Genomic DNA, 14,327 nt, shown 5'->3' with positions numbered 1-14,327 from the left:
CGGAAAAATTTCTTACGTACTTTTGTAGCTTATTTTTAGTCGAAAAATTCTACTTTACCGTTTGCTAATGATTTAATATTTGCTAATGATTCAATGCGTAATCCTTGCTCACGTAAAATTTTCCCACCGTCTTGGAAACCTTTTTCAATGACAATTCCAGCACCTACGATTGTTGCACCAGCTTGTTTTGCAATATCCACCAAACCTTTTAATGCTTCCCCATTTGCTAAGAAATCGTCAATGATTACGATATTATCATCCGCTGATAGGAATTTATTTGAAACGGAAATTTCATTTGTTTCATTTTTTGTAAATGAATGAACGCTTGATGTATACAGATTATCTGTTAATGTTAGTGATTTGCGTTTACGTGCAAATACAACAGGCGCGCCAAGTGTTAACCCTAAAAATGTTGCTGGTGCGATACCAGATGATTCAATTGTTAATACTTTTGTAATGACTTCATCTGAAAAACGATTTGCAAATTCATCCCCAATTGCTTTCATTAACATAGGATCAATTTGATGATTTAAAAACGAATCTACTTTAAGTACTACGTCTGATAGTACTTGACCTTCTTGCTCAATTTTTTCTCTTAAAAGTTCCATAATTTAAGAGTCCTCCTTTTATTTAAATTAAAATGGTTTACTTCTCTATAAACAAAAAACCCGAAAGCCTAGTCTCCACCAACAATGAGTGGAGCAAGTCTTTCGAGTGTGAATTCAAAAGTAATAACAAATGGTCAGTTCAAATATAAAAATAATTGGACAAATCATTAGTTAAACTTGCTTCACTCATAGTCGATTTATTTACGGTAAATCGGTAGAAACTTGCAAGCCTTATTCCTGCTATTATACGAGTAAAGTTATTTGATTTAAGTCTGTGAATGTCACAATTATAATCATGTAAATCCCGAATTGCAATAACCACCGAATAATAAAATTATTCTTATTTTTCGGAAATTTGATCAAAATGGTTACTTTTTCTTCAATAATGTTCGGATTTTACATGTTTTTTAGTAAATTATCTTTAAATTTTTGGAAGATTAATCCGTCTTTTTAAAATAGCTCATGTTCGCTATTCACAAATAACTCATCTATTACTTGTACTAATTGCGGTAATAACCTTGCTTGTGGATGATATTTCATTGTCTCTTCTACTATACTTCTATAATACCATTCTTGCTTTTCCTTCGGTGCATTGAATTTTGTCCAAAGTGAATCGCCGAATTGGTTAATTTCTACAATAATCGATCTCAAATTATAAATTTTTTCTGCTAGTAAGATGGCCAGTTCATCTTCTGACTTTTCCCCGATACGCGCGATGACCTCTTCTTTTCGTAATTGCCATTCATACGTTTTCGGTAATTCTGTTGCAGATTTAACAAGTAGCAATACGTTCTGTCCAAATAATTCTTCGATCTCCTGTTCAGTCGCAATGCCGTCCTCTAATAGATCATGGAGTAATCCGGCTGTCACGATTGCTTCATGATAACCTTCACTTTTTAAAATTCGTGCAACACCAAATAAATGAGCTGCATATGGAATTTGCATGACAGTTCTGTGTTTACCTTCATATCTTTGCGCAATAAATTGTGTAGCTTGGTCTACTAAATTCATTTTCGATTCCCCTCTTTCATTATATCATTTTAGTGGTAGTTAATTGGAAAGCAATAGGCTAGAATATATGAAATTATTACGAAAAAAAAAGCAAAACCTCCATATTAGAGATTTTGCTTAAGTTCTTATTTATGTGTTAAATCACAATCGATCAATGGGACAATTTTCGTTTTATGTTTTAGCTTATAGCCAATCCATAACGCGGCGAATAATGGCAAGCCGATGTAGGAAACAACAACCCCGTACCAGTCGATTGTATCACCCGTAAAGGCCATGTAGTTTTGCCCTAACACGACAATCATACATAACGCAAAGGCGAATAACGGACCGAATGGGAAGAATTTCGATACATAGGGTAAATCACTTAATGAATTACCTTGTAATACATACGCACGACGGAATCGGTAGTGACTAATCGCAATTCCTAACCATGCGATGAAGCCTGACATACCAGATGCGTTTAATAACCAAATATAAACGACACCGTCTCCGAAAAATGAAGCTAAGAACGATAAACAACCAACTGCTAGCGTCGCAAGTAATGCATAAATTGGCACACCGCGCGTATTTATTTTTGAAAATAGTTTTGGCGCTTTTCCTTCAACTGCTAATTGGAATAACATACGGCTTGCCGCATAAAGTCCAGAGTTTCCTGCAGAAAGCATTGCTGTTAAAATAATCGCATTCATAACTGAAGCAGCAAAGGCCAAACCTAAGTTTTCAAACACTATTGTAAATGGACTTGTTGCAACACTCTCTGAAAGTAAGCGACTATCTGTATAAGGAATTAATAAACTAATCACACCAATTGCTAAAATATAAAATAAGATAATACGCCAGAACACTGATTTTACAGCTTTTGGAATACTTTTTGCTGGGTCATCTGTTTCACCAGCCGTAATCCCTAGCATTTCTGTACCTTGGAATGAGAATCCAGCTGCTAAGAAAATTCCGAACATCGCCATAAAGCCACCATTAAATGGAGCATCACCTTTGAAAAGGTTTGTGAATCCTACTGGCGCATTGCCTCCTAAAATACCAAAAATCATTAAGAAGCTGACAATGATGAAAATAATCACTGTTACCACTTTAATCATTGCAAACCAATATTCACTTTCACCATAAGCTTTTACAGAGAGCATATTAAAGGTTAATACAATGACGATAAAGACAATCGTCCAAATAAATGACGAACTATTTGGGAACCAATATTTCATAATTAATGAAACAGCGGCCATTTCTGCGGCAATCGTAATTGCCCAGTTATACCAGTAGTTCCAGCCAAGTGCAAAGCCTAAAGCAGGATCTACAAATTTTGTCGCATACGTACTAAACGAACCAGACGTTGGCATGAATGCAGCCATTTCTCCGAGAGACGTCATTAAGAAGTACACCATGATACCGATTAATGCATAAGCAAGAATCGCTCCACCAGGACCCGCTTGCGCAATCGCTCCTCCTGATGCTAAAAATAACCCTGTACCGATTGTTCCGCCTAGCGAAATCATCGTAACGTGACGACTTTTTAGCCCTCTTTTCAGTTGATTTTTATTTCCGAGCTGGTCTACTTTTATTTCACTCATGATAATTCTCCTTTGATTTTCCGTTGATGAGGTGTATAAATTGAAAAACCGTCACAAGTTTTGCGACGGTTATTTAAACACCCCATCAAACTCGAAAGATAGCTCAACACATGCTCACACATGTGACAGTTCTGTTCCTTATCGAAAACAGCCCCAGCATTATTTTAAGATGAGTAAAATAACACTTCGGCAACCATTCCTTTCATATAGCTTCACTGATGCTCTCCATCTCTGCTATATTACTTTTAATGTTTGCGACCTCTACCTCATTTAGCATGAGGTAATTACCTATTAAATTAAATAACGATTAAAATTCTAACATAACATTTTTTTGATAGCAACGACTCGAAACTATTCAGTTTTTTGAGACTATTCATTTAATTCCAGATATTTGATACAATGGAGTTACTTGATCAAAAGGAGAATAATGATGGATCCTGAACAACGTACTTACCAAAACAAAAAGTTATCATCGAACCAATCCATGTTATTATTTATCCTCGCGATTTTCTTATTCGCGACAACCCTTCGAACGCCCTTAACCGTCGTAGGACCAATTATTTCATTTATTCGTGAGGGACTAGGAATTTCGAATGTCCTAGCCGGCTTTTTAACAACGATTCCACTACTTGCCTTTGCGGTCGTTTCGCCATTTTCTGCGCGAATAGCTCGTAAATTTGGGATGGAATGGACACTTTTTTATTCAGTTATCTTACTTTGTATTGGCGTTATTTTACGTTCACTTGGGGCAACTTCCACACTCGTATTGGGGACGGTATTAATTGGCGTCGCGATTGCATTTGGTAACGTACTCATTCCAAGTTATTTTAAATTGAAGTTTCCTTTACATATTGGACTTTTAACTGGTATTTATACAGTATCGATGAATATCTCAGCTGGACTTGCTGCTGGATTTAGTCATCCAATTGCAACGAGCACCAATTGGCAAGTCGCACTCGGCTTTTCCATAATTTTAGGCTTGTTAACCTTACTTATTTGGGTTGTTATTTTACGTGATAAAAAAGTAGAGATGCAGTTTGCAAGTAAAAGTGCACCAAAAAAGAAAATGTGGAAATCCCCACTCGCTTGGGCGATTGCCGCAACGATGGGCTTACAATCCTTACTATTTTATTGTTCAAGTGCATGGCTACCCGATATTTTTATCGCACAAGGATTAGACGCACAATTGGCCGGATGGATGGGCTCAATTATGCAGCTTGCGCAAATTCCGATGACGTTTTTAATTCCGATACTTGCAGGTAAGCTCACTTCACAACGTCCGATTGTCGTGTTCTTTACAATTTTCTACATCCTCGGTTTTGTTGGTGTATTCATGGAATGGACAAGTCTAGCTGTTCTTTGGATGATTTGCTTAGGCTTTGCAGGTGGGGCTTCATTTGGACTTGTTCTGATGTTCTTTACACTTCGTACGGAAACGGCTTTTGAAGCAGCGGAGCTTTCTGGGTTTGCCCAATCGATCGGCTATTTAGTTGCTGCGATTGGCCCTGTATTATTTGGCTATTTACATGACGTTACGGGAAGTTGGAGCCTGCCCGCACTTCTATTTATTATCGTTTCGATTTTGTTATTTTTTGCGTCCTTCACAAGTGCAAAAAATCGCTACGTTTAATACAAACATATGTACCCTTTTATGTTATACTGGAGCTAGTAAATTAAAGGAGTACAGGAAAGTTGCGTAAAAAGAGAAGACGAAATAAGAAAAAACGACCGATTTTCACATTATGGATGATCATTCTAGCTGGAGCAGCTGGCTTTTATGTAAGTGAAACGCTTGAAGGTATCGGGATTGGCATTGTTCTATATTTCGTATTGTATATAGCATTTAAAATTTGGTTGAAATCTCGTAAAACCGCAAAGCTTCGTAAATCTGGGATTCGTGACGTCGATAAGATGACGGGCGAAGATTTCGAACGTTTTTTGGGAGAGCTATTTAAACACCGTGGATTTAAAGTAAGCTATACGGCGACTAGTGGCGATTACGGTGCAGATTTAATTTTAAAAGATGGTGAGGACGTAATTGCTGTGCAGGCAAAACGTTATTCAAGTACAGTCGGTGTAAAAGCAGTCCAAGAAATTATTGGTGCTGTTAAAATGTATGGTGCGACCGAAGCTTGGGTCGTGACGAATAGCCATTTTACCCGTCAAGCCGAAAAGCTCGCAGATATTAATGATGTGTACTTAATCGACCGCGAAGAATTAATTGATCTGATGTTAAATAAAAGATAGGGGCTATCTCGTAAGGATTTTGCTTACGAGGTACCCCTTTTTTAATACGGCTTCGGTTGATAAAAGTAATTTGGTTTTTCCGTTTTGTTTGGTATTTGCTTATGATAAATGCTCGTCGTTGCTGGCGACATTGGTGGAATGAGCCATGTCCAGTTGCCTGTTACTTGACGATCTTTTTGCTGTTCTTGTTGTTCAAATAACTGAAATTGCTGTGCTGCTGTATGATGATCGACAATGCTGACACCCGCTTCTTTATATGAATGTAAAACGGCAATATTCAGCTCGACAAGCGCGCGGTCCTTCCATAATGACGCATTCAGTGATGTATCTAGTCCAATGATTTCCGCCACTTTCGGTAAACAATTGTAACGATGCGTATCCGCTAAATTACGCGCACCAATTTCTGTTCCCATATACCACCCATTAAATGGCGTCGCTTGAAAATCGATACCCGCAATATTAAAACGCATACTCGAAATAATCGGCACCGCATACCACTGCATTTGCAAGCTAGAAAAGTCATAGATAGGATGTGTAATTTTCACTTCTAACACATCACATATTGGAATTTCAAAAAACTGTGGCGCTCGGTCATCTACTTGAATAACGAGCGGAAGCACATCAAAATTCGTATGAGCCCCCTGCCAACCAAGCTCCTCACAAACTTTCGTAAATGCAATGGAATCTGAATCTCCGATTACACCGCCTTCTGTTTCATAACCTGCATAACGAATAAGCTGGTGATTCCAAATACGAACACGCTCATGAGCAAACACCGAAATGACTGGACGAATTTTACCGCCATTTGTCGCATAGCGAATATGATCTAATAATCGTTCAAAAATCTCCTTTTCATCAAGCACTTGGCGAAAGTCCATCACATGCAGGCTATTCCAAAATAAGCGCCCAATGCATTTATTGCTGTTGCGCCATGCAACCCGCGCACCATGTACTAGCTCCTCTGTCGTTAGCGAAAATGATGGTTGTTCTGCTTCGACGAGCCTTTGTTCAAGCCATTGTTCTGTTTGGTTTGTTTCACATTTATATAAAATCAAAAATTCATGTAATTCTTGTTTATTCATCGATGTAGCCTCCCTACAAACTTCATTGTGGAGCGTTTTATAAAGAAACTCAACGAAACGGGGATCGATTAAAACATGTATTTTTCATATATGACTAAAAGTGTTCAAATTCATGATCGAGAAACCATAGTTTAAAAGAGCCACTGCTATATGTAGAAAGCTTCTCATACGTTTTGATAAATGCTTGTTGAAGCGTTTGCTGTGCTTGCATTTCATTTTGAACCATAGGTAAAATCTTGACGTACAGTGGATTTCTATGGCTTATGATTAACTGTAGAAATGCTTGTTTATCACCATTCAAACTACGAGAAATCAGTTGTTGTCTCCCATTTCAAATCCTCCTTTATGGAAAAACTGTTGTCTAGACTTTATACTAATAAAAAAATCTCAATCGAGGTGATTCGATGCTAGGTACTATACTGTTATTTGTCTTCATGCTTTCGCCGCTAATTGTTTCGATCATTTTAATGATAACAACACGAAAAGATAGTCAGAAAATGTTTTATATGAAATACATAGGATTAGGGATTGGCTTTTTTAATACGCTCCTACTTACTGTATCATTTAGTGACAATGAAAATGGAATGGCTATTTTTACATTTGCCTTTTATACATTTATTATTTTTCCTATTAACGCGATTCTATTTTTCATTTGCCTACTTGTTGATTTATCAGCAACCCGTAACGAAGCTGAAGAAAAGGAATTTTTAATCCAAACAGACAAAAAAGAGTAGCCAAAGAATTTTAACATCCTTGGCTACTCCTTTTTAACGTAAATGAACAAACCTCGAAACCATTGTCGTCATAAATACATACAAACCAGACTTCACCGTCTGCTGTCCGCGCGTATCACCAACCCTTTACTTTCATGTCCTCATGCTGGACACGATTCCACATAGTTGCTGGCGAAACTAAATGACCACTCACAGTAGGCTGCCACCTTTCACAACGACTTGACCGGCTTTAATGACCGTATCTGTATGATTCATGCCGTAAAAATATTGTAGTTGCTTGTAATTTGGCACGTTAAAAATTAACACATCGGCTTTTTTACCTTTTTCTAATGTACCGATTTCATTGCCACGATTAATCGCATATGCGGCGTTAATGGTCGTTGCACATAGTACTTCTTCCATCGTCATGCCCATATTCATACAGGCTAAATTTTGTACGAATGGTAAGCTGATGGTTGGGGAAGAGCCAGGGTTAAAGTCTGTTGAAATGGCAACCGGTACGCCGCTATCAACCATTAAACGACCTCTTGCATAAGGTGCACGTAAGAAGAAGGCTGTTCCTGGTAAAAGCACTGCGATCGTTCCCGCTTTTGCCATCGCTTGAATCCCCTCATCAGAAGCTACTAGTAAATGCTCCGCTGAAATTGCACCCACTTCCGCTGCTAATTCCGCGCCTTCATATGGTTCAATTTCATCAGCATGAATTTTCGGTGTTAGACCGTGAGCTTTACCCGCTTCTAAAATAAGGCGTGATTGCGCTGGTGTGAAGACACCTTTTTCACAAAATACATCGTTAAATTCAGCAAGACCGAGTTCTGCAACTTTTGGAATCATTTCTTCAATTAAGATTTTAACGAACGCATCTTCATCGCCTTTATAATCTTTCGGAACCGCATGGGCACCCATGAATGTTGAAACAATGTCCACCATGTGCGTCTGTTGTAGTTTTTTTGCCACTTCAAGCTGCTTTAATTCCGTCTCTAAGTCCAAACCGTAGCCAGATTTTGCCTCGACCGTTGTAATACCGTAACGCAGGAAATCATTTAAATGGTTAAAGGTTTTATCATATAATTCATCAAAACTCGCTTCTCGCGTTTTTGTCGTCGTATAATGAATGCCACCACCAGCATTCATGATTTCCATATACGATTTGCCAGCTAGTCGCATGTTTAATTCATGCTCCCGCGTACCCCCGTGCACTAAATGCGTATGGCAATCCACTAAACCTGGCATGACAATTTTACCAGTCGCATCAATCACTTCTGCATCTTTAACTAAGTGCGGAAACGCTGCTTCTATTTCTTCAAATGGTGCAATCATTACGATGCGCTCATTTTCTACTAACACACTTACCCCAGTCATAACGCCAAGCTCGCTCATTTGCTCACGGCGACGAGGCCCCTTTTTGTCACTTGCTAAAGTTATTACTTCGTTTGCATGATTAATTAAAATAGCCAGAGTTCATCATCCTTTTAGCATCGGCATATTAACGCCTTTTTCTTTTGCTGTACGAATTGCGATATCATATCCTGCATCTGCGTGGCGAACAACACCCATTCCTGGATCTGCTATTAATACGCGGTTAATTTTATCTGCAGCAAGTTGTGTACCATCTGCAACTAATACTTGACCAGCGTGTTGCGAGTAGCCCATTCCTACACCACCACCGTGATGAATACTTACCCAACTCGCGCCACCTGCAGTGTTTACTAATGCATTTAGTAATGGCCAGTCTGAAACTGCATCCGAACCATCCATCATAGCTTCTGTTTCACGGTTTGGTGAAGCAACTGAACCTGAATCTAAATGATCACGTCCGAATACGATTGGTGCTTTTAACTCACCACTTGCGACCATTTCATTTACGCGTAGTGCGAAGCGGTGACGGTCCCCGTAACCTAACCAGCAAATACGCGCTGGTAAGCCTTGCCACTTCACCATTTTTTGTGCCATGTCGATCCAGTTTACTAAACCAGCGTCTTCTGCGAACATTTCTTTTGCGAGTGCATCTGTTTTGTAAATATCTTCTGGATCACCAGATAGTGCTGCCCAGCGGAATGGTCCTTTCCCTTCACAGAATAATGGACGGATATATGCTGGTACGAAACCCGGGAAGTCAAAGGAATTTTCTACACCCATTTCCTTTGCAAAAGCGCGGATGTTATTCCCGTAATCAAACGTTTCTGCTCCCGCTTCTTGGAATTCAAGCATTGTACGTACGTGGTCTGCCATCGTTTCTTTTGCACGACGCTCATATGTTTTCACGTCTGTTTTACGTAAATTTAATGCCTCTTCTAATGACATCCCATTTGGTACATATCCGTTAATTGGATCATGTGCTGACGTTTGGTCTGTTACAAAATCAGGTGTAATTCCGCGGTTTAAAAGCTCGCGATTCACATCTGCGCAGTTACCTACTAAACCAATAGAAGCAGGTGTTTTCTCTGCCGTTAATTTGTTTACGAGCGCCACTGCTTCATCCACTGTTTCTACAAGGTAATCGCAGTATCCTTCTTTGATTTTACGTTCAATACGTGTACGATCCACTTCAACAACTAAGATAACGGCACCTGCCATTTTTCCTGCTAACGGTTGAGCGCCACTCATTCCACCCATACCACCCGTTAAAATCCAACGACCGCGTAAGTCAGGTGAACCAAATTTCTTTTTCCCTGCTTCCACAAAACTTAAATAGGTCCCTTGTAAAATACCTTGTGCGCCTATATAAATCCATGAACCCGCTGTCATTTGACCGTACATCATTAAGTTGCGTTCTTCTAATTCATAGAAGTGATCCCAGTTCGCCCAGCCTGGTACTAAGTTTGAGTTGGCAATGAGTACGCGCGGTGCGTTTTCATGCGTTTTGAATACGGCTACAGGTTTCCCTGATTGCACAAGCATCGTTTCATCGTTTTCTAATACCTTTAATGTTTCAATTAGTTTGTCATAACTTTCCCAGTTACGTGCTGCTTTCCCGATGCCGCCGTAAACAACTAACTCATCTGGATTTTCTGCTACTTCTGGATCTAAATTGTTCATCAACATACGCATTGCTGCCTCTTGCGTCCACCCTTTGCACGTTAGTTCCGAACCTCGTGGTGCACGAATATTTGTTTTGAATACCATAAAAAACTGCTCCTTTTTATTTAAAAGTTTTATTTAAAATCGTTTGACGAATTGTTAACGGTATCTGTTAACACTTTATTATTCTTCCAATTCAGAATATATAGAAAAAAATCTCAAATTTTAGTATTATTTAAATAAAATAAATGAAATTTAAACATTTAATATGTTTTTTATACGAATTAGCAATTTCATAAGGTGGTAGTTGTTATGCGGATACTAATAATCGAACGGGATAGCGAAGAAATTAAAGGGATTGAGTGGTTTTTGAAAAACTACATTTCGAGTCGTGTAGAAATCCAAAGTGCGACAAATAGCTTGGAATTAGAGGCATTATTTTCTCAGTTTCAACCGCAAATTTTATTAATCGAAACAGAGTTCTTATCTTTATCTGTACAACATTTTTTACAAAAACAAGACGTACATATTATTGCACTAACCGCACAGCCCATTTTTCAGCAGGCCTTAAAGGCAATCCAAGTAAAAGCGGTCCAATTATTTATAAAGCCAGTTCCATTAGACGAGTTGAAATCGACTATTTTGGCATTACCGATTAAAAATCAGGATGTTGCAACAATTGCTCCGATTCCTGTAGAAGCACAACTTTACTTGGATCTTTACTTAAATACGCCGAAAAAAATTGATTTGCAGCAGTATGCCTTTTTCTTGCTTGAGCCCGCGCAATTCAAGGACAATTTAGCACTGTATCATTGGATAATCCAATCACCTATTCTTGAAAAATTGACGGCTTTTCCCCTACAAAATCGGATTTTATGTATTATTCAAGTGAAAGATTTTACACAAAACACGAAGACATTGCGCTTAATCATTCAAGAGTGGATGAAATTTAGCGAAGAGGAAATGAATATCGCTTTTTATGACGGGGAAGATGCAACCCTTCGAGATATGTATAATGATTGCAAAAAAGCACTGGCTCAGCGATTTTATAAAGGGTATGGTCACATTTTCAATAGTACGCAATCTCTTATTGTGACGAGACTGGACCCACTGTTAACTCCTGAAACACAGCAATTATGGATTTCCAGTTTAGAAAAGGGCGATTTAAAAGCCATTAAAGAATTTTTATATAAACTATCGAATGCATCGACCTTTTATCACCATGAGGATGTACGTATTCATTTAACGAGTATTCTGGCACAAATTCGCCGCTTTATGATGAAGTATCACCTGCAACAACAAGCAAAAATAGAAGCACAGTACCGGGAACTATTTCACCTTATTTTAGAGCACCCCATTTTATACGCGATTGTGCAGGAGTTTATTTTATTTACACAAATGCTTATGGAAACTGTGAAGGCGGCTCAGCTATCCCTCCATGTCGATTATGCTGAATTAGCCGTTTCCATTATTGAACAGCATTATAAGGATTCGGCATTATCCTTGCAAATGGTTGCAAAGGAACTCAATATTAGTGCCAATTATTTAAGTAATCTATTTTCGAAAAAAAGAGGGATTCCATTTAAACGATTTTTACAGCAATACCGTGTGCAGCAAGCTGAAAAGTTATTAATACAATCGGACATCGCCATTGCAACGATTGCCGAAATGGTCGGATTTATTGATGGCAATTATTTTACGAAGGTTTTCCGCGATTATTATAATGTGACACCTTATCGCTATCGGATGCAAGCGAAAAATAACTATCAATAGAGAAAAAACACCTAAGAATGAAACACATTTTCATATGCTTCATTCAAAGATGTTTTACATTTAAAATGGAAACAGTAAAGGAACCGCAATCATCATGACAATAAACATGATGATTTGTAGTGGAACGCCGACTTTAACGAAATCCATAAATTTATAGCCACCTGCTGTTAACACAAGTGAATTTGTTGGAGAAGCAATGGGCGTTGCAAAGGCCATGCTTGCTGCTGTAGCCACACCAATCATAAATGTATACGGATTGGCATCCATCGCAATGGCCGCTGTTATAGCGATTGGCGAAAACAACACAGCTGTTGCCGTATTACTAACAAACTGTCCAAACACAACCGTTAGGATATAAATGCCCATTAACACGCCATAAGGTCCGAAGTCACCAAGCAGTTTAATAATCCCATCTGCTAAAATCGTCATTCCCCCTGTTTTTTCAAGAGCCGTCGCCATGGGAAGCATTGCCGCAACAAGCACGATACTTTCGAAGTTCATCTTATTATACGCATCATCCATATTCCGCAAGCAGCCCGTGATAATCATCAGCACCGCACCAATTAACACTGCAATCACGGCATCAAACACTTCAAATACCATTAAACCAATCATTAGAAGCATGATCATACCAGCTAATGGCGCTTTTCCACTTGCTGCTGCAGTTCCCGCATGTTCACGAGGTTGGCCGACTACAACAACATCTTGTGTTTCGCGGGATAACAGCTCAATTTCATCCCATGTACCCTGAACTAAAATTGCATCCCCGAATCGTAGTTTCTGCTCAGCCATATTTTTTAATAAATAATCCCCTTTGCGATTAATGCCGAGGATATTTAAATTGTACTTTTCACGGAATCCGATTTTACTAACGGTTTCCCCGATTAATTGAGATTGCGGGGTTAATAATACTTCGGCCACACCAATTTTTTTCGAAATAAGTTCTTCAATATTATTTTCAAATGGCACTATCTGTAGCGTGAAATCTTTAGCAAAGCGCTCAACATCTGTAGCAATTCCTTGTATGTAAAGCTCATCCCCTGCATAAATTACACTTGTAGGACCTGCCAGCTCTTGGTAGGTCATCGGGCGTAAATTTAGTCCTTCTTGTGCAGCACCCCGTTTAATTTTCATGATGTAAATATGATATGTTGCAGGCAATTTTAAATTGGCTAGCTTTTGATCGAGTATTGTCGATTCTGCACCAACAACAAGACGGAATAATTTGTCTTGTAAATCGTATTCTTTGGCAATTCTTTTCGGTGATAATTTATAGCCTGCACTTGATTGCGAGCGGTTTTCTTCTTTTGGAAGTAGCTTGTTACGTACTAAAACTAAATAAATAATAACGGTAAGCGTCGCTATAATACCAATTGGAGTAATTGTGAAAAATCCCAACTTTTCGAAGCCATGATCGACTAATGTTTGTGAGGCAATTAAGTTTGTTGGCGATGCGATTAACGTCATCAAACCAGACATACTTGCAATATAAGACAACGGCATTAAAAATTTTGATGGACTTACTTTAATACTAAGAGCAATCGACACAACGATTGGTAGCATCAGTGCAACTGTACCTGTGTTACTCATAAACGCACCTACAATCGCTACAATAATGAGCAATAAAATAAACAGACGGAGCTCACTATCAGCCGACCACTTTAACAATAAATTTCCAGCCATTCCTGCAAGACCAGTTCGTAAAATCCCTGCACCTACAACGAACAGACCCGCGATCATAATGACGACTGAATTTGAAAACCCAGCCAACGCTTCAACAGGTGTTAAAATATCTAAAATTACAAAAAACAATAATGCCATTACAGCCACTAAATCTGCACGAAGACGATTCGTCGTAAACAAAATGATCGTGAGCGCTAAAATAATAAATGTTAACGTTAATTGCATAATATTTCCCTTTCTCCTTATACTTGCCACCTATTATATAAGATAAAGCTCTAAAACTGTTGTGCTTCTCTCAATTGTCACAAAAAGGTGCTCATTTTATTAACAATCTCACAAACGATTTTCAATTAGCTATCACTATTTTCATTATCATTATCATTATAGTAATAAACAATCTTTTTTATAACTTTTCATTCTAATTTTATTCAAGTTGAAGTTTTCTATTTGCTAGTATGTTTACTATAATAAACGTTACTGTTTACGCTATTTATATAACGGGTATATAGATTATTTTAAAATTATTAGCCTTCATCAATGGCAAATAATTATCATATTATATAATTAATATTTTAATATAAGAGT

General features: G+C 38.2%; 12 protein-coding genes and 2 riboswitches. Of the genes, 4 read left to right on the top strand and 8 right to left on the bottom strand.

Annotated elements, in window-relative coordinates:
* Nucleotides 1-35: 35 nt before the first annotated feature.
* From DCE79_RS01165 to DCE79_RS01155, 3 genes are all read right to left on the bottom strand, one after another.
* A complete protein-coding gene (locus tag DCE79_RS01165) occupies nucleotides 36-608 on the bottom strand; it encodes a xanthine phosphoribosyltransferase (protein ID WP_108711318.1) in 573 nt (190 codons plus the stop codon).
* A gap of 169 nt (nucleotides 609-777) precedes the next feature.
* A riboswitch (purine riboswitch) is annotated at nucleotides 778-879 on the bottom strand.
* Between the two features lie 179 nt (nucleotides 880-1,058).
* Nucleotides 1,059-1,619 (bottom strand): HD domain-containing protein, encoded by a 561-nt coding sequence (locus DCE79_RS01160; RefSeq protein WP_108711317.1) that lies wholly within the window; start codon nucleotides 1,617-1,619, stop codon nucleotides 1,059-1,061.
* A 125-nt stretch (nucleotides 1,620-1,744) separates the two neighbouring features.
* On the bottom strand, nucleotides 1,745-3,202 hold the full coding sequence (locus DCE79_RS01155; RefSeq protein WP_108711316.1) for an amino acid permease: 1,458 nt from the start codon (nucleotides 3,200-3,202) through the stop codon (nucleotides 1,745-1,747).
* A 91-nt stretch (nucleotides 3,203-3,293) separates the two neighbouring features.
* Nucleotides 3,294-3,474, bottom strand: a riboswitch (Lysine riboswitch).
* A 158-nt stretch (nucleotides 3,475-3,632) separates the two neighbouring features.
* Between DCE79_RS01155 and DCE79_RS01150 the strand changes: the two genes are divergently transcribed.
* Both DCE79_RS01150 and DCE79_RS01145 read left to right on the top strand, forming a co-directional pair.
* Nucleotides 3,633-4,832 (top strand): CynX/NimT family MFS transporter, encoded by a 1,200-nt coding sequence (locus tag DCE79_RS01150; RefSeq protein WP_108711315.1) that lies wholly within the window; start codon nucleotides 3,633-3,635, stop codon nucleotides 4,830-4,832.
* A gap of 62 nt (nucleotides 4,833-4,894) precedes the next feature.
* Nucleotides 4,895-5,449, top strand: a complete 555-nt coding sequence (locus tag DCE79_RS01145; protein ID WP_108711314.1) for a restriction endonuclease — start codon at nucleotides 4,895-4,897, stop codon at nucleotides 5,447-5,449.
* Nucleotides 5,450-5,490: 41 nt separating this feature from the next.
* Here the strand turns inward: DCE79_RS01145 and DCE79_RS01140 are convergent, their stop codons facing one another.
* Nucleotides 5,491-6,531: a nitric oxide synthase oxygenase gene (locus DCE79_RS01140; protein ID WP_108711313.1), complete on the bottom strand. Its 1,041-nt coding sequence runs from the start codon at nucleotides 6,529-6,531 to the stop codon at nucleotides 5,491-5,493.
* 94 nt (nucleotides 6,532-6,625) lie between these two features.
* Complete coding sequence (locus DCE79_RS18830) at nucleotides 6,626-6,757, bottom strand: hypothetical protein (RefSeq protein WP_255417962.1); 132 nt, start codon at nucleotides 6,755-6,757, stop codon at nucleotides 6,626-6,628.
* Nucleotides 6,758-6,935: 178 nt separating this feature from the next.
* Here DCE79_RS18830 and DCE79_RS01130 point away from each other — a divergent pair, with 178 nt between their 5' ends.
* Entirely contained in the window at nucleotides 6,936-7,265 is a 330-nt protein-coding gene (locus DCE79_RS01130; protein ID WP_108711311.1) for a hypothetical protein, read from the top strand.
* Nucleotides 7,266-7,454: 189 nt separating this feature from the next.
* Here DCE79_RS01130 and hutI read toward each other — a convergent pair whose 3' ends face one another.
* Nucleotides 7,455-8,723 (bottom strand): imidazolonepropionase, encoded by a 1,269-nt coding sequence (hutI, locus tag DCE79_RS01125; protein ID WP_108711310.1) that lies wholly within the window; start codon nucleotides 8,721-8,723, stop codon nucleotides 7,455-7,457.
* Nucleotides 8,724-8,729: 6 nt separating this feature from the next.
* A complete protein-coding gene (gene hutU, locus DCE79_RS01120) occupies nucleotides 8,730-10,391 on the bottom strand; it encodes a urocanate hydratase (RefSeq protein ID WP_108711309.1) in 1,662 nt (553 codons plus the stop codon).
* 207 nt (nucleotides 10,392-10,598) lie between these two features.
* Here hutU and DCE79_RS01115 point away from each other — a divergent pair, with 207 nt between their 5' ends.
* Complete coding sequence (locus tag DCE79_RS01115; RefSeq protein ID WP_108711308.1) at nucleotides 10,599-12,059, top strand: helix-turn-helix domain-containing protein; 1,461 nt, start codon at nucleotides 10,599-10,601, stop codon at nucleotides 12,057-12,059.
* Nucleotides 12,060-12,119: 60 nt separating this feature from the next.
* Here the strand turns inward: DCE79_RS01115 and DCE79_RS01110 are convergent, their stop codons facing one another.
* Nucleotides 12,120-13,967 carry an SLC13 family permease gene (locus DCE79_RS01110; protein ID WP_108711307.1) on the bottom strand — a complete coding sequence of 616 codons (1,848 nt, stop codon included), beginning with the start codon at nucleotides 13,965-13,967 and terminating at the stop codon, nucleotides 12,120-12,122.
* Between the last annotated feature and the right edge of the window lie 360 nt (nucleotides 13,968-14,327).

The organism is Lysinibacillus sp. 2017 (assembly GCF_003073375.1).
GTDB lineage: Bacteria > Bacillota > Bacilli > Bacillales_A > Planococcaceae > Solibacillus.
Note: the sequence above shows the minus strand (reverse complement) of the source record. Positions and strands in the feature narration are given on the sequence as shown.

Bases quoted from the DNA above. Each gene is read 5' to 3' on its own strand.
- DCE79_RS01155 (WP_108711316.1), bottom strand. From the start codon at position 3,202: ATGAGTGAAATAAAAGTAGACCAGCTCGGAAATAAAAATCAACTGAAA.
- DCE79_RS01160 (WP_108711317.1), bottom strand. From the start codon at position 1,619: ATGAATTTAGTAGACCAAGCTACACAATTTATTGCGCAAAGATATGAA.
- DCE79_RS01110 (WP_108711307.1), bottom strand. From the start codon at position 13,967: ATGCAATTAACGTTAACATTTATTATTTTAGCGCTCACGATCATTTTG.
- DCE79_RS01165 (WP_108711318.1), bottom strand. From the start codon at position 608: ATGGAACTTTTAAGAGAAAAAATTGAGCAAGAAGGTCAAGTACTATCA.
- DCE79_RS01150 (WP_108711315.1), top strand. From the start codon at position 3,633: ATGGATCCTGAACAACGTACTTACCAAAACAAAAAGTTATCATCGAAC.
- DCE79_RS01115 (WP_108711308.1), top strand. From the start codon at position 10,599: ATGCGGATACTAATAATCGAACGGGATAGCGAAGAAATTAAAGGGATT.
- DCE79_RS01140 (WP_108711313.1), bottom strand. From the start codon at position 6,531: ATGAATAAACAAGAATTACATGAATTTTTGATTTTATATAAATGTGAA.
- DCE79_RS18830 (WP_255417962.1), bottom strand. From the start codon at position 6,757: ATGGTTCAAAATGAAATGCAAGCACAGCAAACGCTTCAACAAGCATTT.
- DCE79_RS01130 (WP_108711311.1), top strand. From the start codon at position 6,936: ATGCTAGGTACTATACTGTTATTTGTCTTCATGCTTTCGCCGCTAATT.
- hutU (WP_108711309.1), bottom strand. From the start codon at position 10,391: ATGGTATTCAAAACAAATATTCGTGCACCACGAGGTTCGGAACTAACG.